Annotated in this window: 20 protein-coding genes; 8 read left to right on the forward strand and 12 right to left on the reverse strand. The window is 38.7% G+C overall.

The features are described from left to right. Nucleotides 1-7: 7 nt before the first annotated feature. From atpH to O1Q80_RS01855, 5 genes are read left to right on the forward strand one after another with little or no spacing between them, the layout of a single operon-like run. Complete coding sequence (gene atpH / locus O1Q80_RS01835) at nucleotides 8-553, forward strand: F0F1 ATP synthase subunit delta (RefSeq protein WP_386688709.1); 546 nt, start codon at nucleotides 8-10, stop codon at nucleotides 551-553. Nucleotides 554-569: 16 nt separating this feature from the next. Continuing rightward, the gene (gene atpA, locus O1Q80_RS01840) at nucleotides 570-2,111 is read left to right on the forward strand and encodes a F0F1 ATP synthase subunit alpha (protein ID WP_386688707.1); all 1,542 of its coding nucleotides are present in this window, start codon (nucleotides 570-572) and stop codon (nucleotides 2,109-2,111) included. Between the two features lie 16 nt (nucleotides 2,112-2,127). Continuing rightward, nucleotides 2,128-2,997 (forward strand): F0F1 ATP synthase subunit gamma, encoded by an 870-nt coding sequence (gene atpG / locus O1Q80_RS01845; protein WP_386695331.1) that lies wholly within the window; start codon nucleotides 2,128-2,130, stop codon nucleotides 2,995-2,997. Between the two features lie 13 nt (nucleotides 2,998-3,010). Continuing rightward, entirely contained in the window at nucleotides 3,011-4,384 is a 1,374-nt protein-coding gene (atpD, locus tag O1Q80_RS01850) for a F0F1 ATP synthase subunit beta (protein WP_386688703.1), read from the forward strand. A gap of 36 nt (nucleotides 4,385-4,420) precedes the next feature. After that, nucleotides 4,421-4,849, forward strand: coding sequence for a F0F1 ATP synthase subunit epsilon (locus O1Q80_RS01855; protein ID WP_386688701.1), 429 nt, complete (start codon nucleotides 4,421-4,423; stop codon nucleotides 4,847-4,849). A gap of 80 nt (nucleotides 4,850-4,929) precedes the next feature. On the opposite strand, the gene O1Q80_RS01860 is transcribed toward O1Q80_RS01855, so the two are convergent. From O1Q80_RS01860 to hslV, 3 genes are all read right to left on the reverse strand, one after another. Beyond that, entirely contained in the window at nucleotides 4,930-6,144 is a 1,215-nt protein-coding gene (locus tag O1Q80_RS01860) for an aromatic amino acid transporter (RefSeq protein ID WP_386695333.1), read from the reverse strand. Nucleotides 6,145-6,229: 85 nt separating this feature from the next. Continuing rightward, nucleotides 6,230-7,552, reverse strand: coding sequence for an HslU--HslV peptidase ATPase subunit (gene hslU, locus O1Q80_RS01865; protein WP_386688697.1), 1,323 nt, complete (start codon nucleotides 7,550-7,552; stop codon nucleotides 6,230-6,232). Between the two features lie 17 nt (nucleotides 7,553-7,569). Next, on the reverse strand, nucleotides 7,570-8,091 hold the full coding sequence (gene hslV / locus O1Q80_RS01870) for an ATP-dependent protease subunit HslV (RefSeq protein ID WP_386688695.1): 522 nt from the start codon (nucleotides 8,089-8,091) through the stop codon (nucleotides 7,570-7,572). Nucleotides 8,092-8,408: 317 nt separating this feature from the next. Here hslV and O1Q80_RS01875 point away from each other — a divergent pair, with 317 nt between their 5' ends. After that, nucleotides 8,409-9,233: a BRO family protein gene (locus tag O1Q80_RS01875; protein ID WP_386695335.1), complete on the forward strand. Its 825-nt coding sequence runs from the start codon at nucleotides 8,409-8,411 to the stop codon at nucleotides 9,231-9,233. A 71-nt stretch (nucleotides 9,234-9,304) separates the two neighbouring features. Here O1Q80_RS01875 and O1Q80_RS01880 read toward each other — a convergent pair whose 3' ends face one another. Beyond that, the gene (locus tag O1Q80_RS01880; protein ID WP_386695337.1) at nucleotides 9,305-9,625 is read right to left on the reverse strand and encodes a hypothetical protein; all 321 of its coding nucleotides are present in this window, start codon (nucleotides 9,623-9,625) and stop codon (nucleotides 9,305-9,307) included. A gap of 556 nt (nucleotides 9,626-10,181) precedes the next feature. After that, on the reverse strand, nucleotides 10,182-10,799 hold the full coding sequence (locus O1Q80_RS01885; RefSeq protein ID WP_386695339.1) for a transferrin-binding protein-like solute binding protein: 618 nt from the start codon (nucleotides 10,797-10,799) through the stop codon (nucleotides 10,182-10,184). A 156-nt stretch (nucleotides 10,800-10,955) separates the two neighbouring features. Between O1Q80_RS01885 and O1Q80_RS01890 the strand changes: the two genes are divergently transcribed. Then, nucleotides 10,956-11,330: a helix-turn-helix domain-containing protein gene (locus O1Q80_RS01890; protein WP_386688687.1), complete on the forward strand. Its 375-nt coding sequence runs from the start codon at nucleotides 10,956-10,958 to the stop codon at nucleotides 11,328-11,330. A 79-nt stretch (nucleotides 11,331-11,409) separates the two neighbouring features. On the opposite strand, the gene O1Q80_RS01895 is transcribed toward O1Q80_RS01890, so the two are convergent. The 5 genes from O1Q80_RS01895 to O1Q80_RS01915 all read right to left on the reverse strand — a co-directional run bounded on the left by O1Q80_RS01895 (nucleotide 11,410) and on the right by O1Q80_RS01915 (nucleotide 17,183). After that, complete coding sequence (locus tag O1Q80_RS01895; RefSeq protein ID WP_386695341.1) at nucleotides 11,410-13,386, reverse strand: TonB-dependent receptor plug domain-containing protein; 1,977 nt, start codon at nucleotides 13,384-13,386, stop codon at nucleotides 11,410-11,412. A 194-nt stretch (nucleotides 13,387-13,580) separates the two neighbouring features. After that, a complete protein-coding gene (locus O1Q80_RS01900) occupies nucleotides 13,581-14,402 on the reverse strand; it encodes a class I SAM-dependent methyltransferase (protein ID WP_386688681.1) in 822 nt (273 codons plus the stop codon). A gap of 9 nt (nucleotides 14,403-14,411) precedes the next feature. Beyond that, nucleotides 14,412-15,152 (reverse strand): ABC transporter ATP-binding protein, encoded by a 741-nt coding sequence (locus O1Q80_RS01905; RefSeq protein WP_386695343.1) that lies wholly within the window; start codon nucleotides 15,150-15,152, stop codon nucleotides 14,412-14,414. Next, entirely contained in the window at nucleotides 15,149-16,147 is a 999-nt protein-coding gene (locus O1Q80_RS01910; RefSeq protein ID WP_386688676.1) for a FecCD family ABC transporter permease, read from the reverse strand. Before O1Q80_RS01910 ends, O1Q80_RS01905 begins: the two co-directional genes overlap by 4 nt. 4 nt (nucleotides 16,148-16,151) lie before the next feature. Next, nucleotides 16,152-17,183, reverse strand: a complete 1,032-nt coding sequence (locus O1Q80_RS01915) for an ABC transporter substrate-binding protein (protein WP_386695345.1) — start codon at nucleotides 17,181-17,183, stop codon at nucleotides 16,152-16,154. 371 nt (nucleotides 17,184-17,554) lie between these two features. Here O1Q80_RS01915 and O1Q80_RS01920 point away from each other — a divergent pair, with 371 nt between their 5' ends. Further along, nucleotides 17,555-20,368: a S8 family serine peptidase gene (locus O1Q80_RS01920; RefSeq protein WP_386695347.1), complete on the forward strand. Its 2,814-nt coding sequence runs from the start codon at nucleotides 17,555-17,557 to the stop codon at nucleotides 20,366-20,368. A gap of 115 nt (nucleotides 20,369-20,483) precedes the next feature. Here the strand turns inward: O1Q80_RS01920 and O1Q80_RS01925 are convergent, their stop codons facing one another. Both O1Q80_RS01925 and O1Q80_RS01930 read right to left on the reverse strand, forming a co-directional pair. Further along, nucleotides 20,484-21,302: a Bro-N domain-containing protein gene (locus O1Q80_RS01925; protein WP_386688670.1), complete on the reverse strand. Its 819-nt coding sequence runs from the start codon at nucleotides 21,300-21,302 to the stop codon at nucleotides 20,484-20,486. A gap of 162 nt (nucleotides 21,303-21,464) precedes the next feature. Further along, entirely contained in the window at nucleotides 21,465-22,763 is a 1,299-nt protein-coding gene (locus O1Q80_RS01930) for a dicarboxylate/amino acid:cation symporter (protein ID WP_386688667.1), read from the reverse strand. Between the last annotated feature and the right edge of the window lie 230 nt (nucleotides 22,764-22,993).

Raw genomic sequence — 22,993 nt, forward strand, 5'->3', positions numbered from 1 at the left:
TGAGCTTATGTCAGAATTAACTACGATAGCTCGCCCTTATGCCAAAGCAGCATTTGATTTTGCCGTTGAACAGTCAGCGACCGATAAAAGTGCGGTGCAAAAATGGACAGAAATGCTCAGTTTTGCGGCACAGGTAGCAGAAAATGAACAGGTGCAATCTTTTTTAAGCAGTTCTTTTTCTGCTAAAAAAGTGGCAGATACGGTGATTTCAATTTGTGGCGAACAACTTGATCAATATGGGCAAAATCTGATTCGGTTAATGGCTGAAAATAAGCGATTGACGGCACTTCCAGCAGTATTTGATGAATTTCAACATTATGTGGAAGAACATAATGCTAGCACGGAAGTTCAAGCCATTTCGGCTCAACCATTAAGTGCAACGCAACAACAAAAAATTGTCGCCGCAATGGAAAAAAGACTTGCTCGCAAAGTGAAATTAAATTGCAGTGTAGATAGCTCGCTGATCGCAGGGGTTATCATTCGTACCGATGATTTTGTGATAGACGGTTCAAGTCGTGGTCAGCTCGATCGTTTGGCTAACGAATTGCAATGAAAAGAAGGAATTTAAAATGCAACTAAATTCAACAGAAATTAGTGAATTGATTAAAAAACGAATTGCCCAATTTGATGTGGTGAGCGAAGCTCGCAACACAGGGACAATCGTTTCCGTGAGTGACGGGATTATCCGTATTCACGGTTTAAGTGATGTAATGCAAGGTGAAATGATTGCCTTACCTGACAACCGTTTTGCTATGGCATTAAACTTGGAACGTGATTCTGTCGGTGCGGTAGTGATGGGACCTTATGCTGACTTAGCAGAAGGCGTGGAAGTGCAATGTACGGGTCGTATTCTTGAAGTACCAGTGGGTCGTGGTTTATTAGGTCGTGTGGTGAATACTTTGGGTGAACCGATTGACGGTAAAGGCGAAATCGAAAATGACGGTTTCTCGCCAGTGGAAGTTATTGCCCCAGGGGTTATCGACCGTCAATCCGTGGATCAACCTGTACAAACGGGTTATAAAGCAGTGGACTCCATGGTGCCAATCGGTCGTGGTCAACGTGAGTTGATTATCGGCGACCGTCAAACGGGTAAAACCGCATTAGCCATTGATGCGATCATTAACCAACGTGATTCAGGCATTAAATGTATTTATGTGGCGATTGGTCAAAAAGCATCAACCATTGCTAACGTGGTACGTAAATTAGAAGAACATGGTGCGTTAGCGAACACTATCGTGGTGGTGGCATCGGCTTCTGAATCCGCTGCGTTACAATATTTAGCCCCTTATGCAGGTTGTGCAATGGGTGAATATTTCCGTGATCGTGGTGAAGATGCGTTAATCATTTATGATGATTTATCCAAACAAGCGGTAGCCTATCGTCAAATTTCTTTATTATTACGCCGTCCGCCAGGTCGTGAAGCCTATCCAGGTGACGTATTCTATTTGCACAGCCGTCTATTAGAGCGAGCCTCTCGTGTTAATGCCGATTATGTAGAACGCTTTACTAATGGTGAAGTGAAAGGTAAAACAGGTTCTTTAACCGCACTTCCAATCATTGAAACCCAAGCGGGGGACGTATCAGCGTTCGTACCAACCAACGTAATTTCCATTACCGATGGTCAGATTTTCTTAGAATCTAACTTGTTTAACTCAGGTATTCGCCCTGCGGTAAACCCAGGTATTTCGGTTTCTCGTGTGGGTGGTGCAGCTCAAACCAAAGTGGTGAAAAAATTGGCTGGGGGTATCCGTACTGCCTTAGCACAATATCGTGAGTTAGCGGCGTTCGCACAATTTGCATCAGATCTCGATGATGCTACTCGTAAACAATTATCCCACGGTGAAAAAGTAACCGAATTATTGAAACAAAAACAATATGCTCCGCTCAGTGTTTCTGAACAAGCATTAGTGTTATTTGCCGTTGAATTTGGTTATTTAGAAGATGTGGAATTAAATAAAATTGCCAGTTTTGAAACCGCACTTTTAGATTATGCTCATCGTCAATATGCTGAATTTATGCAGGAACTCAATAAATCAGGCAATTATAACGATGAAATTAAAAATACACTGAAAGGTATTTTAGATAGTTTCAAAGCAAATAATGCTTGGTAATTAACGGAGAAATAACATGGCTGGTGGAAAAGAGATAAAAACCAAAATTGCCAGTGTACAAAGTACACAAAAAATTACCAAGGCAATGGAAATGGTAGCAACATCGAAAATGCGTAAAACGCAAGATCGTATGGCAGCATCTCGCCCTTATTCTGAAACCATTAGAAATGTTATTAGCCATGTGTCTAAAGCAACAGTTGGTTATAAACACCCGTTTTTAATTGAACGTGAAGTCAAAAAAGTAGGTGTACTTGTTATTTCAACGGATCGTGGTATGTGTGGTGGTCTAAATATTAATTTATTTAAGACCGCACTTAACGAAATCAAACAATGGAAAGAAAAAGGCGTGACTGTTGAACTTAGTTTAATTGGTTCAAAAGGGATTGGTTTTTTCCGTTCTCTTGGTTTGAAAATACAAGGACAACATTCAGGTTTGGGCGATAACCCAGTATTAGAAGATTTATTGGGTGTGGTAAACGGTATGATCGATTCCTACCGTAATGGCGAACTTGATGCCATTTATATTGCCTACAATAAATTTGTTAATACCATGTCGCAGAAACCAGTTTACCAACAGCTTGTGCCATTACCAGAATTAGAAACTGATAAATTAGGCGAAAGACAAAATGTTTGGGATTATATTTACGAACCCGATCCAAAAATGCTATTAGATAGCTTATTGGTGCGTTATTTAGAATCTCAAGTATATCAAGCAGTGGTTGATAATTTAGCTTCAGAACAAGCGGCTCGAATGGTGGCGATGAAAGCAGCAACAGACAATGCAGGGAATTTAATCAATGACTTGCAGTTGGTGTATAACAAAGCTCGCCAAGCAAGTATCACAAATGAATTAAATGAAATTGTTGCTGGTGCAGCAGCGATTTAATGGAGAACAGGTAATGTCAGCAGGAAAAATTGTACAGATTATCGGTGCGGTAATCGACGTTGAATTCCCACAAGATGCTGTACCAAAGGTTTACGATGCCTTAAAAGTTGAATCAGGCTTAACCCTTGAAGTGCAACAACAATTAGGTGGCGGTGTGGTACGTTGTATTGCACTGGGTTCATCTGATGGTTTAAAACGTGGTTTAAAAGTAGAAAACACAGGTCATCCGATTTCTGTGCCAGTGGGAGTGAAAACCTTAGGACGTATTATGAACGTGCTGGGTGAGCCGATTGATGAAAAAGGCGACATTGGTGCAGAAGAAAATTGGGCAATCCATCGTGCAGCACCAAGTTATGAAGATCAATCTAATAGTACCGAACTTTTGGAAACAGGGATCAAGGTTATCGACTTGATTTGCCCGTTTGCGAAAGGGGGTAAAGTGGGTTTATTCGGTGGTGCAGGTGTAGGTAAAACCGTAAATATGATGGAATTAATCCGTAATATTGCGATTGAACACAGTGGTTATTCTGTATTCGCTGGGGTAGGTGAACGTACTCGTGAGGGGAACGACTTCTACCACGAAATGACCGAATCTAACGTATTGGATAAAGTATCGCTCGTTTATGGTCAAATGAATGAGCCACCGGGCAACCGTCTGCGTGTGGCATTAACAGGCTTAACCATGGCGGAAAAATTCCGTGATGAGGGTCGTGATGTATTATTCTTCGTAGATAACATCTATCGTTATACCCTTGCAGGGACAGAAGTATCTGCGTTGTTAGGTCGTATGCCGTCTGCTGTGGGTTATCAGCCAACTTTGGCGGAAGAAATGGGTGTATTGCAAGAACGTATTACCTCCACCAAAACAGGTTCTATCACCTCTGTGCAAGCGGTTTACGTACCAGCCGATGACTTAACTGACCCATCGCCAGCGACAACCTTTGCACACTTGGACTCTACCGTAGTATTAAGCCGTAATATCGCATCACTCGGTATTTACCCTGCGGTTGACCCGTTAGATTCAACTTCTCGCCAATTAGATCCATTGGTGGTCGGAGAAGAACATTATAACGTGGCTCGTGGTGTACAAGGTATCTTACAACGTTACAAAGAATTGAAAGATATTATCGCCATTCTTGGTATGGACGAACTTTCCGAAGATGATAAATTAGTGGTAGCCCGTGCGCGTAAAATCGAACGTTTCTTATCACAACCATTCTTCGTAGCGGAAGTATTTACGGGTTCACCAGGTAAATATGTGTCATTAAAAGATACCATTCGTGGCTTCAAAGGTATTCTTGACGGTGAATACGACCATATTCCAGAACAAGCGTTCTATATGGTGGGTTCAATCGATGAAGTTGTTGAAAAAGCGAAAAATATGTAATCACTTCAACTGATTACCAGATTGAAGGAGATCAAAATGGCAACATTTAACTTAATTATCGTGAGTGCGGAGAAAAAAATCTTCGAGGGTGCGGTAAAAAGCGTTCAAGCAAGTGGGATTGAAGGGGAATTAGGGATTTTAGCTAATCACACTCCTTTAATGACAGCGATTAAACCAGGGATTGTGAAATTCACCCTTGAAAATGATAGCGAAGACGTTATCTATGTGTCAGGGGGATTTTTAGAAGTTCAACCTAATATCGTTACTGTGTTAGCAGATGTCGCTATTCGTGGTGATGAGTTAGACCAAGATCGCATATTGAATGCAAAACGCAAAGCAGAAGAAAATATTATAGCGAAATCTGGTGATGCTAACCATCAATTAATGGTAGCTAAACTTTCACAAGAACTAGCTAAACTTCGCGCTTACGAATTAACGGAAAAATTAACGAAGAATGGTCGTTAATCGTTAATATTGTTATTGAAAAACCGCCGAAAGGCGGTTTTTTATTGTAGTAAAAATTCTTTTTTTTTTACACCGCACTTTTACCCAACGACTTTAGGCAATAATCCAGCTTGAATTAAAAATGGAATTGAAACAATAACAATCCCCAAAACAGAAACTACAATTAATAAAGCATTTCCACCAAAAACTTTATATGGCAAGTTAGGATATTTCTGACGAGCTTTCCAAGCTAATGTTGCAGGTAACACCACGGCGTAAAAAGCAAACATTTGACCAGCATAGCTAAGAGCTAAAATAAAGCCTTGTGGATAAAATAAAGCAAACAACATTGGTGGTAAGAATGTCAACACACCTAAAGTTATTCTCCCAGCAGAAAAATTAAAAGTTCGTTTTAGTAAATCTTTAACACAATCAAATAAACCCAACGATACACCAAGAAAAGAAGTAATTAACGCAAGAGCTGAGAATATTTTTACTGTACTACTAATTGCATTACTTCCAGTGATTTCGCGAGTCGCAGTCACCAAACCATTCAATGTTGGATCTTTTTGTAAAATATCTAAAAACACAGATTGGCTTAGTACACCATGAGTAGAAAGTTGCCATAAAATATAGATAATTAGGGTAATCAAAGAACCTGTAAGAATAGAAATTCGCAGTGCTTTGACATTTCCACCTAAATAAGCATTTAAACTAGGAATTGAACCGTGAAAACCAAATGCAGTAAAGAACACGGGGCTGGCAGAAATTAACAAGGCATTATCAATCGGCATTGCCATTAGGTTATCCATACTAATTTTGGGTGACATTAAAATTAATACAAAAGCTAATGTAGCGAGCATAATATAAAAGAGTAAGCGGTTAATCACATCGACACTCTTTGTCCCAATAATGATAAATGCTCCAAAAATAACAGTGAATAGCACAATGGAAATTTTAGATGTGGTTTCCGCATCACTAATTTGTGGGATAGTGGATGCGAGAATATTTCCCCCGCCTGTAACATAAGCGGCTAATAACGCATAAAGAAAGATCATTAAAATGGTCGTTGAAATAATTCTACCAGTTTTGCCAAAATATTGTGCAGCAAGTGTGCCTATACCTGCATCATGTTCAGCAGTTTGATAAATTTCTACAAATAATAACGCACTATAGGTCAATAAAAGCCATAATATTGCTAATAATACAAAGGTAAAGGAAAATCCTATACCCGCAGCCGTTAGTGGCATTGCTAACATTCCTGCACCAATCATGGTGCCTGATACAAGTAAAGTACTTCCTAATGTTCTATTCATGGTATTTATCCTTTTTATATGTTGTTATGAGATTTTTAGCATAACAAAAAGGCGTTGTAAATAACGCCTTTGATATAAAAATAAATTATAAAATAAACCGACTTAAATCTTCATTATCCACCACATCATTCAATGCGGTAGAAACATAATTTTCATCAATGATAATTTTCTCACCTGAACGTTCACTAGCATCAAAAGAAATACCATCCATTAAGCGTTCTAATACCGTGTGTAAACGTCTTGCTCCAATATTTTCGGTTTTTTCATTAACACGGAATGCAGATTCAGCGATTTTACTAATCCCATCTTGGGTGAACTCAATTTCAACCCCTTCAGTTTTCATTAGCTCACGGTATTGTAAAGTTAATGAAGCATTTGGCTCAGTTAAAATACGTTCAAAATCTTCTTTGGTAAGTGATTTTAATTCCACACGAATGGGTAAACGACCTTGTAATTCAGGTAATAAATCCGATGGACGAGCCACTTGGAACGCTCCAGAACAGATAAACAAAATATGGTCAGTTTTTACCATACCGTGTTTAGTATTAACTGTTGAACCCTCAATGATAGGCAACAAGTCCCGTTGTACACCCTCACGAGATACATCGCCACCACTATATTCCCCTTTTTTACAGATTTTGTCGATTTCATCAATGAATACAATGCCGTGTTGTTCCACAGATTCTACCGCTTTCTGTTTCAAATCTTCTGGATTTACCAATTTCGCTGCTTCTTCATCAATCATTACTTTTAACGCATCTTTGATTTTCATTTTGCGTTTTTTGGTTTTGCTTGGTGACATTCCTTCAAATAAAGATTGTAATTGCGAAGTCATATCTTCCATACCTGGAGGGGTCATAATCTCCACACTAACGGGGTGAGATACATCAATCTCAATTTCCCGATTATCTAATTGACCTTCACGCAATTTCTTACGAAAAACTTGGCGAGTAGCTTCATTATTACTTTCTTCTGTATTACCCCACTGATCTTTAGCTGGCGGTAATAACGCATCTAAAATACGATCTTCCGCTGCATCTTGGGCTTTCATTCTATTTTTTTCCACCGCTTGCTGACGCACTAATTTCATTGACATATCCGTTAAGTCACGGATGATAGAATCCACTTCCTTACCTACATAACCAACTTCGGTAAATTTGGTGGCTTCCACTTTAATAAATGGAGCGTTGGCTAATTTAGCTAAACGGCGAGCAATTTCAGTTTTACCTACACCAGTTGGACCTATCATTAAAATATTTTTGGGCGTTACTTCTTGGCGGAGTTCTTCAGATAACTGCATACGTCGCCAACGGTTACGCAAGGCAATAGCAACAGCTCGTTTAGCATCACTTTGACCGATAATATGAGCATCTAACTCTGAAACAATTTCACGAGGGGTCATAGACATAAAATATTTCCTTCTTCTTATAATTCTTCAATAATGTGATTGTGGTTGGTATAAATATCAATATCACCCGCAATGTTTAAAGCTTGTTTAACAATTTCTGTAGCAGTTAAATTATTATTCGTGCGAAGTAATGCTAATGCTGCAGATTTAGCATAGTTACCCCCTGATCCAATCGCTAATACATCAAATTCAGGTTCAATCACATCGCCACTACCAGATACCAATAAAAACTCATTTTCATTCGCTACAATCATCATGGCTTCTAGGCGGCGTAACGCACGTTCAGTACGCCATTCTTTGGCTAATTCCACCGCACTTTTAACTAAATGCCCTTGATGGAGTTCAAGTTTTTTCTCAAATAAATCAAGTAAAATAAAGGCATCAGCCGTTGAACCAGCAAATCCAGTTACGACTTTGTCTTTATATAAACGGCGAACTTTACGCACAGTACCTTTTTCAACACAATTCCCCAAGGTTGCTTGTCCATCACCACCAATAGCGACTTTACCATCTTTGCGTACACATACTATTGTTGTCATTTTATGATCCTTTTTATGCAAATTTATATTGTAAATGGGGTTGGATCGGGATATTTCAAGGTGAATTTTTAATAAACACACTTCAAAGGTTTTTTGCCTATCTTTTGGGGTTATGTATCCAAGCGTTCAGGGGGAAATTCTAGACATTATGTTTTCCTAGTGTTGAGATAAAAAGTGCTGTGATTTTTTACAAAATTTTCACTGCATTGTTTTAAGATTTGGCTATTTTAATTGACATAAACAGTATTGACTAGATAGCAATAAGTATCTAATCTATTAAGCATTATTAACCAATTTTGATTTAAGCCGAGATAAAAATGCAGCTGCAAGTTTTTGAACAAAAAGAAGTGCGTTCCCATTGGGATGCCGAACAGGAAAAATGGTATTTTTCTATTGTTGATGTGGTTGAGGTTTTGACGGAAAGTCCAAACCCAAGAAAATATTGGAGTGTGCTAAAAACAAGGCTTAAAAAGGAAGGAAGTCAGTTGGCTACAAATTGTAGTCAACTGAAAATGCCAGCCGCAGACGGAAAAATGTATAAAACCGATGTCGCAGACACCGAGCAATTATTCCGCCTAATTCAATCTATTCCATCGCCAAAAGCCGAGCCGTTTAAATTGTGGCTGGCTCAGGTTGGGCGTGAACGCTTAGACGAAATTCAAGATCCAGAACTCACCATTGAACGGGCGTTGCGAGATTATCAACGTTTGGGCTATTCGGACGATTGGATTAACCAACGCCTGAAAAGCATTGAAATCCGTAAGGAACTTACTGATGAATGGAAACGAACAGGTGTATTAGAGGGACAACAATTTGCTGTATTAACCAATATTCTGACCAAAGCGTGGAGCGGTAAAACCGTCAAAGAATACAAGCAGCACAAAGGGCTAAAAAAGGAAAATTTACGTGATAATATGACCAACACCGAGCTGATTTTAAATATGTTAGCCGAAGCGTCTGCCAAAGATATTTCGCAAGCTGTCAACCCTGAAAATTTTGAGCAAAATAAACAGGTGGCACAGCAAGGTGGAGAAGTCGCCCATACCGCACGAATCGCATTAGAACAACGCACGGGGCAAAAGGTCGTCAGTGAGCAATCTGCCAAAGAGTTACGTATTGCCAAGAGAACAGGCATAAAATGACCAACACCCCAGATCTTCGCACTTTTTTGCTGGTTGCCCAATCTGGCAGTTTCACCAAATTCGTCACCCAGCTATTTCACCTTTTTTATCCTCCACACAAAAACCAAACACACTGCCAGTCCCAGCATTGCTGGTAGTGCCACTGCCGTGCCTGCTTGGCTGTTTATTATACTCCACAAGGTTTTTGTTACCGCTATGATGATAATGACCGCTATACCAGCCCATAGTTGGCGATACCAAAATGCGACACACAAGGCAACCAGCGATACGATAACCATCAGGGCGGATAGATATTTTGTTATACCCCACTCGCCGATAAGCCAATCTTGTTCAAACCGTAAAAATTCTACGATTTGCGGATTGGTTTCGGTAGGTGTGGGAAACCAAAACATGCTGGTCAGCAAGGCGAAAACGGTGGCGGCAATCCCTGTTAGGCTGGCGGTAAGCAAACCAGCACAGCGGTATGATAAACAGTGGGCGAATATACCAACTTAGCGGATTCTGGTGGCGGGCGAATACCCAGTCAAAAACCGCATTATTGGTTACACACAGCCCGATAAAGACTATACTGGCGGTAAATAAGGCAAATGCTGGCAGATATTTTTTCATCGTTTCTCTGTTACCTGATTATAAAGCGACTAATTTATTTCAAAAACCAAATAATTTCTCGTTCATTTCGCAATAATTATAAGCACGAATCACATCAGGTTTTTGTACAAAACGATGCTCGGTATTATGGCTAAGAAAATCCAGTTGTTCGGCAATCAATAGCTTGGTTGTGGCAAGGTTAAACTCCAAATGGTATTGAATGAATAACCCTAAGATTAAGTTATCTTAACACTGTTAGCGATGTAAAAAGTTATTAAAAAAATTGAGTCCTGTACACAGTACAGAACTCAGTATTAACTTAAGTTTATTTATCTGTCCCACTTTTTGGGATTCAGATCATTATTGTTTGACACCGCCGAAAGAAACATCCAAATTACTATTATTCTGGAAGTTCACATAACCAGCCACTTCTTTAGCCTGTTCGCCAAATAAAGCTCCTTTATAAACCCCACCGTCATTAAGTGCTACACTAGCCTGACCTTGGAATTCAGCACCGTTTAAATTGGTTTTATGCAAAGTAATATCACGTCTAAACTCATCTCCGTTCAAGATAGAGAAAGTAATTTCACCTTCAACAGTTTTATTGCTGAAATCAACATTTACTGTGGTTGTTCCCCCTTGTTTAAATCCTGAATCATAACCGCTAATCCAGACAGCATCTCCTTTATAGGTTGCGATACCAGATTTTGGAATATCTGTTGCTTTTGTTCCTTGGTAGCGTAGCTCCTTGTAATTTTGTTCATCATTCCGCCAAACTCCATAAAAAGAGTCGTTATTATTTTGTCCTAGTAAAATTCCGTTAACTGTATCGGCAATTACAGAACCTTTCGGACTAGTACTTAAATCAATTTTGGTTCCATCAGGAGTTGTTGCTGTACCAGCACCACCGCCACCACCACTACAAGCGGCGACTAAAACTGATGTTAATATTAATGAGGATACTTTAGGTATGTTCATGATGTTTTCCTTAGCATATTGAAAATAGAATAGAAAAATATTGTTTCTACTCATTCATTGAGTAGGGTTCGAAATATACAACTTAAGAACAATAAACACAAGCGTATAAATCGCAAAAATATCACTCAATGAGTAAAAATGTGAGGTAGATCACAAATGAGCAGATTTATCGCAGCGGAAGTGGATTTGGCAATCGGCAAACGGATTCAGCAACGGCGTAAGGAAGTGGGGTGGACGGCGGAGAAACTGGCGGAGCAAATTGGCGTTTCTCAGCAGCAATTTTCCCGTTATGAGCGTGGTGCGACCAAAATGAACGTATCACATTTGGTGAATATCGCCGTGATTTTGGATACGCCGATCAGTTGGTTTTTTGCAGACAGTAAGGCGGAAAATTTGACCTTTTCCGATCAGAAACAGTATGTGCCGATACGCAACGATGCGTTGAAATCAAGGCTGGAATACCATTGGGTGAAACTTTCCAATGAGCAAAAACGCAATTTAATCAATTTTTTGGACTCAATGGCAAAATAGCGTTATAGCTCAAAAATCCCGATAAAAACGACCGCACTTTCGCTTAACAAAAGTGCGGTCAAAAACGCTTGAGTTTTTACTAGAACGAATATCTCACATTGGCAAAATAAACCCGTCCTTCTTCTACATAACCTTCAATCAAATAGTAGTTTTTATCAAAGATATTGGATACGCCCACATCAAGACTTAACCCTTGTTTAAAGGCGTAACTGATTTTAGCATCGGTGGTGCCAAAGCCTGATAGGGTTTCGTATTTTTTATTGACTAACGTATAACGCCCTGATTCAGCTGTTTGGCTTAAATAAACAGATAATTCAGGGGTGATTTTCCAATCAGCATAAGCAAAGAATTTATGGCGTGGCAAGTCAGTAACCTTAATACTGGAGTCGCCATTTTGGGCGTGAATGTAGGTGTAGTTTGCTCCAAGGGTTAAATCTTTGGTTACAAATGCCGATACGCCTAATTCAACCCCTTTATAAATGGCTTTATCCACGTTTTGGTTTTGCACTTCGGCAGTGGCATCATTAATTGCTACTTCATTAATCGCATCTTTGATATGGCTATAAAATAATGCTCCCTCTAGTTTAAATATGTCATTGAACGTACGGAAATAACCGATTTCAACATGATCTGCAATTTCAGGTTTTAAGAACGGATTGGGTAAGCGATTTCTACTCAGACTACGTGAATAACGCTCTTTCATTGTTGGTAAATGGCTTTTATGGGCATAACTTAAGCTTAACTCGTCATTTTGACTAAAGTTATGCACCACTTTGGCTTGATAATTGAAAGCATGTTGTGAGCTGGTATCAAATTCATATAAACCATAAGGTCCTTTTGCATAAAGGCGTTGATAATTTTGTGCTTGCACGGCATCTTTATAGTCATAGCTGATACCAACAATGGCTTTGGTGATATCCGTAAAACGATAAGTATCTTCTAAGCCAACACTGTAAGTACGATCTTCATTACGTGCCACAGGATCGCCATCATTATGCTCACGGTGTACATCAAATTTGTAAAGTGCGGATAATTTTAAGGTATTATTCGCACTGGTATTTGCCCCAAATTCTACGCCTCCACCATAAGAAAAATCACGGTAATGGCTGTTAAATGAACTGCTTTTGTTTTGGGTCGTAAAGGTGTTGTCGTCATATACAGACAAATCATTATTGAATGTATCGTGGAATAATTTGCCGTTTAGATAATATTGACCGTCTGCAAATTCCGTATGGGATAAGAAATAGATACTTTCTTTATCCCACGCTGGCCAACGCCAAAATCTTGGTGTGCCATTACCTGTATAAAGTGGCTGTTGTTTTCTGGCATCTTGGTTGGAATAGGAAATCGCATATTCATCGGTGGCATTTGGTGTGTAACCCACACGTAAGCTGATTTTACGATCACGATTAGATGAATTTTCTGCTCGTCCACCATTCTCATAGCCGGTTGGTTGGAAATCACGTGAAAGTTGTAAGCCTTGACGTTCGGCAAAGCTACCACTCACTTGGGCATAGAATTTGTCTTGTTTAGTGCCTAAATTAAAATAGGGTTGATTCACGGCTGTGTGGCTATTACGTCCAGTTTGATAACCATAGCCGATCGTGCCTTCAAGAGCTTTGGTTGGTTTGCGAGTAACAAGGTTGACTGCACCACCCATGGTGTTGGCACCGTATAACACTGAACTTGCCCCTTTAGAAATATTGATTTCGGCTAAATCAAAGGTGGTAAAACGCCCTAAATCCATATTACCGTCATAGGGTACATAAACAGGAATACCATCAATAAATACAGGTACACGCAACGCATTAAAACCACGCACACGGATATTTTGTTCGCCCCTTGCTCCGCCACGTTCAAAAGATACACCAGGGGACATTTTAGCCACTTGAGCTACGTTAGTAATTTGGTTTTGACGAAGTTGATCTTGATTAACAGAAACGGTACTAATATCAGAACCATTTTCCACTACATCAATTTGACCAAGGGTAAACACTTCAGCGTAGCTTGTAGAACAAGCTACAGCTATAGCTGTGCAAATTAAAGTTTTTTTCATTGGTAATTTCCTTATTGGTTAGGGTTAAATCGTCATATAACGAATACGGGCAAAAGAATTAACATTCCTTTGGCAATAATCTACAAATGTTGCATTGTTTGCTTATAAGTTATCAAAATATAAATAATTATATAGCGATAGGTAAAAAAATTGAATGATTTTGTTAAAAATCACTCAATTTTTACGCGAAGAAATTATTTCTTCCAGCTCAAAAATGCCCATCTTTTCATAGCAGGACGAACATTTACGTTACCTTTATGTTGGTGGTAATAATCTTTCAATTTGGCAATTTCTACTTCGCTTAAATTGCTACCAATCGACCATTTTACGGTGCGAATAAAATCTTGTTCAGAAATCACCGCACTTTTTTCGGTTTGTGGTTCAAACAAACCGAAACCGCCATCTAAAAAATCCACTTTGACCTGATAGCCTTGCTGATACAGCATATTTACCGCATAAATATAATTGGGGAAACCAATCCCCTCGCGGTGGATAAATTTTAATACTTTACGATCCACAAAGTCTTTATCCACCGTCATGGTCATATACACCGCTTTTTTGGCTTTGGCATTGAGTTTATCTAAGGCAGCTTGTAAGTCGTTGACCATGGAAGAACGGGAAGAAACACAAATATCACATACTGGCACATCTTTCCAATCATCATCCCACGCACGTAGAATAGGAAAAATATTATGAAGTTCTAGCAGTTGGCTACGCAGTTGCAGTAAATTCAACATGCCTTGACTGTAATCCAAGCTATAAACTCGTTTCACATAAGGGGCGCAAGCTAAGGCGATAGCTCCACCACCACACCCCACATCTAACATGGAATCCACATTGTTTAAATCCATTCGGCTTACAAAATCTTGTACATAATCATTTTTTAAATCAAATTGACTATTTTGCATTTGTTCTGCTTTGCGATCCCAGTCTTGTGGTTGCTTTGGTTCTCGGGTGGCAAGTTGAACATGGTTTTTGTAGAGTTCAGCAAAGTTTATGTCATGGATCGTTTTCATTTTATTCCCTCAAAGCATTAAATTTTTGGCTAATACATTAGGTTCTAAGTGGTAAATTTGAGCTAATAAAACTAAATCCATTACCTCTTTAGGTGTACCTTGTTTAATAATTTCACCTTGATACATCAACAATAAATTATCTGCATAACGAAACGCTTGTTCGGGTTGGTGTGTGGTGAAAATCACAGTCAAACCCTGTCGGCGTAATTGTTGAATATGTTCTAACACCCGAATTTGATTGCCGAAATCCAGATTAGATGTGGGTTCGTCCATGATTAAACATTGTGGTCGTTGAGCCAAGGCTCTGGCGATTAACACTAATTGCCGTTCACCGCCACTTAATGTCATATAGGATTTATCCGCTAAATGTGCGACACCTAATTGCTCAAGACTTTGTTGAGCGATCTGTTTATCTTGCTGATTGGGTGTGGCGTACCATGCGAGATAAGCGGTTCGCCCCATTAATACCACATCTAGCACTGTAAAGGAAAATACCCCTTGTTGAGCTTGCGGTACATAACCTATTGTACGAGCAAGTTGGGCTGCTGTCCAATTAAAGTGCGGTGTATTTTTAATCAGAATTTCACCGTGCAAGGGTTTAATTAAGCCTAACATGGTTTTGAGTAATGTGGTCTTGCCACAACCATTTGCCCCTAACAAAGCGGTAATTTTTTGTGTTGGAAAGGTAACATTCAGATTATCGGCAACCGTTTGTTGATAGCCTATACGTAAGTTTTTCAAGGTGATCATTGGCGTTCCCCTTTGATTAATAGGCTTAGAAAAAATGGTGCGCCGACAAAGGCGGTGATTACGCCCAATGGGATTTCAATGGCAAATAAACAACGTGCTAATGTGTCGGTGATAAGCAAAAAGGCTGAACCCAATAAAATACAAGTTGGTAACAACAAACGGAAATCCGCTCCACTCCAAAGTCGAGCAATATGCGGAATAATTAAACCGACCCAGCCGATAATACCCGTTACTGACACAACGGCAGATGTCATTAGCGTAGCACATAAAATAAAAATCAGCCTAGAGCGTTTAATATTAATTCCAAGAGCTGTCACTTCTTCATCATCAAGGCTTAATACATTCATTCGCCAACGTAATAGAATCAACGGGATTAAGGCAAATAGAACCAATGGAGCAACCAGTTTTAAGTCGTCAAAGCTGGTCATATTTAATCCACCTAATAGCCAAAATGTAATGGTACTTAATTGGCTGTAAGGATCAGCCAGAATTTTAAGTAACGAAATGCCTGCCCCGAGCAAAGCAGAAATGGCGACACCTGATAGCACTAATGCCAGAATTGGATTTTGACGGCGGACTGTACTGGCGATGAAATAAACCAATCCCACGGCAAACAACCCACCAACAAAGGCGAATAGCTGAATAATTGGTAAGGGAAAATCAAAATAAATCGCCGTTACTGCCCCAAGACCTGCTCCCGAAGTTACCCCTAAAATATCAGGCGAAACCAACGGATTTTTAAACATACCTTGATAGGTTACGCCTGCTACCGATAAAGCGATACCGACTAAAATAGCGGTGGCAATGCGGGGTAAGCGAATATTCCAGAGTACGATGTGTTGTTGAGAAAGCCCTTGTTGCGAAAGTTCGTTACCGAACTGGCTGATAGATTGCCAAATTTCCGTTAAAGAAAGCGAATATTGCCCTGAACTGACCGCAATCACAAGACTGATAATTAACAACACCAAAGGCAACATTAAACGGAAAATTGGCATTGACTTACTCCAAAAGTGCGGTGATTTCTGTGGAAGAAATTTGATAACCGTAAAATAGACGGAAATAACGTTGCACTAAGTCATAGGCATTTTGCTGTGATAAAGCGGTCGGTTTTAATTTGTAAGCTAACCATACACAACCTAATAAACGGTTGACGCTCGGTGGTGAATCTAGCCAATTAAACGGTAAACTTGGGGCTAAAAAAACTCGCTGATTTTTCACCGCAGTTAAACTTTGCCATAAGGTATTTTGTTGGCTATGTTGGTAAAAATTAGTATCTTGGGTCAAAATTAAATCGGGTTGCCATTGTAAAAGTTGTTCCATTGACACTCGAGCTAATTTTTTCTCACCAGCTCCATTTGCCACATTTTGTAGCCCTAACCAATCTAACACTTCAGTATGAATTGCCCCTTTTAATGCGGTTTCTAAACCATCAGATCCACGTCCTAAATAGACATTCAGATTATTCGTGGCACAAAGTTGGTGGGTTTTAGTTAAAATCTCATCAGATAAATCTGCTAAGGCTTTGGCTCGAATTGGTTGTTGTAATAATTCACCTAATTGTGTGAATTGTTGAGCTGAATCTGCTAATTTTCCCGCCACAATAAAATAAGGCAGTTGAGTTTGTTGGGAGATTTTTTCGGCAGTGGAAAGAAAAGTTTCACTGACGCTACCCACATCTACAATTAAATCGGCATTGAGGCTGACAATTTTTTCCACTGGAGCAGTAGAGGCTCGTCCTGCAATTCGCCCAATATGGGGTAAATTTTGGATTTGTTCCGATAAAAATTTCTTGGTATCCGTTTTTAATTCAGTGGCAATCCCCACCATTTTTTCAGGGCATAATGCCATTAATAATAAATCCGACACAAAACCAGCACTTAAAATCCGTTGCGGGATTTTATTCAAAATACCCGTACGGATAATTAGCGATTGGGTGGATTGGGAAAAGACAATAGGTGGTAGGGATAAACAAGAGAATCCTACCAATAGGGTTTTAATAAAACGGCGACGATGTTGATTGATAGTAAACATAGCGAATCCTTTGAATTTATTATAGATAAAACTATATAGCAAGCTAGTTAGAAATACAATAAGAAGCATAAAAAGGCTTAAACAGGCATCATGTTATTAGATTAAAAACACTTTAAAAAAGCACCGCACTTTTGTTCCTTACATAACCGAATTAAATTTCCCCTTAACGATTTGAATTTGTTTTAAATCAAAGAAATTGCAATTTTCACTCCAAAATGAGTTTTTTTATTTGATTCTTATTTCTATTATGAAGAAAATAGTGTCGCTATTTTATGAAAATAGCCAGATGCCTAATAATCATTTATTAGGTATTTGATTATATAGAGTTCATTGAATGAACCAAATTTTACGTTTTATCAAAAGGAGTTGAGATGAGCAATTATCCATGGAAAAGAACTTTGCTCGCCATTATTATTGGCATTGCGATGACATCAAATAGTTATGCTGAAGATATTGAAGAAAATGACGAGCAAGAACAAGCCCCCCAATATGAACAAGTAATTAATCCACAGCAACAAATCGGGTTGACCGATCAGATCTCTGAACAATATTCTGGTGAGGGTGTGAAAGTCGGTGTGATTGATTCTGGTTTTATGAATGAACATCCGTTATTTAATCAACAAAAATTACATTCCTTATCCTTTGAAATTACCGATGATGAAGGGAATAAAAAGACCTTTGATCCTAACCACTATGTAATTGAAACCGAACAAGATGAAAATGGTGAACAGGAAACCGTTTATTCAATGCACGGTGGTCAAGTATCTGGCATTATCGGTGCTAATCCGTTTAAGCAATATAATTATGCAGGTGGTGTTGCAAAAAATGCCGATATTTATGTGACAACCACTGTACCCAAACAAGATGATGATGCGGACGATTCAGATGATTCAAAAGATAGTGATAAACCACTTGAATTATTACTGGGCAACCAAGCAGAAATAAAAGATTACCGTAATATCATTGCCACCGCATTCACTAAACAAACGGAAAACAAAGTGTTTGTGATTAATAATAGCTGGAATGAAGATCCTGTGGGTAATACCGCTCAAGAAATGGATAATAAATATAAAGCTGGCATTGAAAAAGCAACAGATAATGTATTGCTTAATGCGATTAAAGATACAGTTAAAAAAGATACGCTTCTTGTCTTTGCTGCGGGTAATGAAAGCAAACAACAACCTGGGATTATGGCGGCTTTACCACGCTATTTACCTGAATTGGAAAAACATTATTTGTCGGTTATTGCTGTCAATGATGGGAAAAATATAGCGAAGTATTCCAATCATTGTGGAGTAAGCAAAAATTGGTGTGTCGCTGCACCAGGAAGTTTAACCGTACTTTCTACTAGTGGTGCTGATAAAAATCTCAAATTGCCAAGCCTTGAATTACAAGAAGGAACATCTTTGGCTGCCCCTGTCGTGACAGGATCTTTAGCCGTGCTAAAACAACGTTTTCAGTATTTTACAGCAACGCAAGTGAGAGATACATTATTGACTACCGCCACGGATTTAGGGGCAAAAGGCGTAGATGATGTCTTTGGCTGGGGATTAATTAATCTATCAAAAGCAATAAATGGACCATCGCAACTGTTAAACAACGAAACCTATACGCTATCCAGCGATGATCGTTGGAACAACCCTTTAACTGGCGAATACCGCTTAACTAAACAAGGACAAGCGACTTTAACCTTGGCTGGAGAGAACAATCGTTTAAAAGAGATCAGTGTTGAAGATGGGAAATTAGCCTTAACTAATACGACTTTGGTGGATCAAATTAGTAATGAGAGCAAATTGGCACTCACTGCATTAACCGTAAATCAAGCCTTTCATGCGAAAGCAGGTAGCCAACTTGAATTATTAGCACAACAGGCGTTTACTGCTCAAGGAAAAGGCACTGTAGTCAATTTAAATGGCGTATTATCTGTGGCGGAATCACTCAAACAAAATACTCAAGCTGGGCAAACTATTGCTGATGTATTAGTGGTGAAAAATGGTGCAACCTATACGGGTGGTTTTAAACAATTAATCTCTAGCGATACTTTGACAGCTAAGGGATTGCGGCAGGATTTGTATTTTAAAAATGATCGCATTGAATTAAAAGCTAACCCGAATCAGCCATTTACTGATCCACAAGCAAATAATAACGGACAAAACGGCTTGCAAGCATTGAATGCGTTGCGTGACAGCAGTACGGCATGGAAAAAAGGTCTATATAATGATTGGTTGCAACATGCAATAGAACATAATGATTTACAGAATTTCCATTACGGTGTCGGCAATACCATTTATGCTGATAGCCTTGATTTGTTGCGTAACAATGCAGCAATAGGATTAACCGAAACGGATAATCATTTATATCGTTATCACGACAGTAAAACTGACAGTGTCAAAGTATGGGTTGAAAGTGATGGACAGAAATATAAATCCGATCATCATCAATTTGATCAAAAAACAGAAGTGAAAACTCGATATACAGGCATGGGATTTGCTTATAAAGCGGAGAAAAGCATATTGACGGGTAATCTGACTCGCACTAAATCCGATGTTACGAAAAATCAGGCATCTGCTACGATTAAACAAATTGAAGCCAGTGCGGCATTGCGTTATATGCCATTAGCAAGCGGTTGGTTTGTAGATATTACAGGAAAAATCGCTCGTTTGGATTACAAACAAAACCGTCAATTCAATTCAGCTTCACTTGCTTCAGGTGCTAATAAAGGCTGGTTGTTTGGCAGCGAGTTGCGGACGGGGTATAACCTAGCAATAAATGACTGGTATTTAGAACCGAGTGCTGGATTGCAAGCGATTCGTTTGAATATGCAGCAATTAACCGAAAATGGCGAATTGGCAACATCAACCTCTTCTTTCCATAAAACAGATGTTAATTTATCAAGTGGATTGCATTTGAAAAAATCATTTGATCTTAGTGATTGGAAAATCACGCCGAATTTCGATTTAAGTTATATTCGTCATCTTAATGGCAAACCAAGCTATTTAGAAAGCAGATTAAATGGTATTGCTATTCACAGTCAATCAACCACTTTCAGCAAAAATATAGCCGTATTCGGTTTGGGTATGATGCTGGAAAAAGGCAACTGGTTCTTATCCACCGATATTCATCGACAGGCATTTAAAAATGGAAAAGCGACAGATTGGCAGGCTAAAGTTGGTTTGAGTTTTTAAAGGGACGTTGTCAAAAACTGATTAGATCATACACTATAATCCCACCAAATAAACAGTTACGTCTATTTAGTGGGATTCTCAGTAATATGAAATGTCCACAGGATTTCGTAAACAATTATTTTAATTCTTTCTTTTTAGGTGGTAAAAAATTCTCACCTGTAACTACGGATTTACCTGTTTTATCCTCAAGTTCTCGTCTTGCATTTTTAGCAATTTTCCCTCCTTGTTTTCCTGCTTCCGCATTTTCTATTATCCCTTGAGCTTGGGAAACTTCGGCAATTTGGCGAGTAGATAGTTCAGCAAGAGCAGTGAATAAGAGTTCTGCTTCACTCATATGATCACGTAAATTTTGGCTTTTTAACCCTTTTAAATTTTTATGATTTTTAACACTCAACCCTGCCCACTCTTGATGAATAATATTTGTTAGAAAAGCAAAATCGTTCGGTTGTTCCACGCCTGATTTTTTCCAGTAATCTGTGAGTTTATTACGAGTTTCCTGCCCTGTCATTCGCTGCTGAATCCATTTCTCACTTCGCCCCATTTTTTGCCAATTTTCTCTTGCTCGGTCGAGGCTTTGGCTGGGATCTTGAATTTCTTGTAAGCGTTCATAACCAACACGAGCAAGCCATTGTTTAAAAGGCTCAACTTTTGAGCTTGGAATAGATTGAATTAAGCGGAAAAGTTGCTCAACATCAGCTACATCTGTTAAACGCATTTTTCCATCTGAAGACTTCATTTTCAACTGTCCGATTTGATCGGACAGTTCACTACCTTCATTTTGTAATTTTGTTTTGAGATCATTCCAATAACGGCGAGGACGGGAACTTTCAGTAAGTACTTCAATCACATCAATAATTGAAAAATACCATTTTTCCACGACTTCATCATAATAGCTACGTACAGAATGCTGTTCAAACAGTTTAATTTCATCCATTTCTCACCTTTTTATCACTGTAATAATTAACAGTTATCATAAACTAAATTTTGAATAGATCAAGAAACGTATAACAATTTTTATGTATTCTTTTTCTTGTTAAAAAAATAGGATTCCGATATCGGAATCCTATTCAAAAAAGATCGAATTAATGCAATAAAATTAACTATTCCATTGCTCAACATCTAATTCTTTTTCTGTTTTCGCTACGTAAACAGAAGCGACTGCATCACCAGTTACGTTCATCCAAGTACGACCCATATCTAAAATTGAGTCAATTCCTAAAATCATACCGTAAGCAATGGCTACACTACCACTCACTTTAATCCCGACAGATTCTAGTACAAGTAATAACATTAATGCACCCGCCCCTGGCACACCAGCAGTACCAATGGCAGCAAGCATTGATGTGATGATGATAGTAAAGTAATCACTACTACTTAGCGGAATGCCACAAGCATTAGCGATAAATAATGTACATACCCCTAAATAAACCGTTGTACCATTCATATTGACGGTTGCACCAACAGGCAACACGAAACCATAAACGGATTTTGGAATCCCCATATTTTCCGCACATTGCATGGTGATAGGTAAGGTACCGTTAGAGCTACGAGTTACAAATGCTGTCAACATTGCTGGGCGTGCTTTTTTCAAGAACGTTAATGGACTTAATCCCACTAATAAACAGACAGCAGAATAGACCACTAAAATCATAACTAATAAACCGATAAAGTAAGTCACGGTTACATTTAATAATGAGCTGAACGCCGCCACACCGCTTTTGTTGAATACCACAAACATTAACGCAAACACCCCGATTGGTGCATATTGCATTACCCAACGAACCACTTTGAACATAATTTCGCTCATACCGTCAAAGAAGTTGTACACGGTATTTGCAGAGTTTTTAATACGTTCATCTTCACTGTGACGGCAATAAGCTAAACCAATACCAAAGAATAAGCAGAATGCGATGATTGGTAAAATATCACCTTTCGCAATGGAATCAAATGGGTTGGTTGGGATAATATTTAATAAGATTTGCCCTAAACTTGGTGCATTAGCCGCTTTTTCCACAGCTTTTGAGGTATCACTTAAATCTAATCCTAAGCCAGGGGAGAAAATTGTTGCACTGGCTAAACCAATAGCGATCGCAATTAAAGTAGTGATGGCATAGAATAAAATAGCTTTACCACCTACACGCCCTAATTTATCAGGCGAAATACTACTAGAACCGATAATTAATGAACAAATGATGATTGGCACCATAATCATTTTTAATAAACGGATGAATAAATCACCAAATGGGGTTAATAAACTTACTAATGATGAATCACCAAGAGTAACATTTTGTGGCAAAATCATGCCTATCGCAGAACCAAGAATAAGTGCAATAACAATGCGAATAAGCAATTTAGAATTTGCACTTCTCGGTTTTTTTGGTGTTACTGAAGTCATATTGTTTCCTATTAAAAAGGTTAATTTAGGTTATGAAGTATGAAAAAGTAAGGGCTTTCGCCTTGATTAGGCTAAAATTAGTCTTCGTTGCTGGGAAATTGAAATGTCCACAAGCCCTAGGTTTCTCGGTGAAAAAATATACCTTTTTTTAAGCAAAAATCCAATATAAATTAATAATTATTAGCGAAAATCTGACTCTTCTATTTTTTATCTAATAAATAATCAGATAT

It is taken from the genome of Lonepinella sp. MS14435 (genome assembly GCF_042485795.1).
In the GTDB taxonomy this organism is placed as follows: Bacteria; Pseudomonadota; Gammaproteobacteria; order Enterobacterales; family Pasteurellaceae; genus Lonepinella.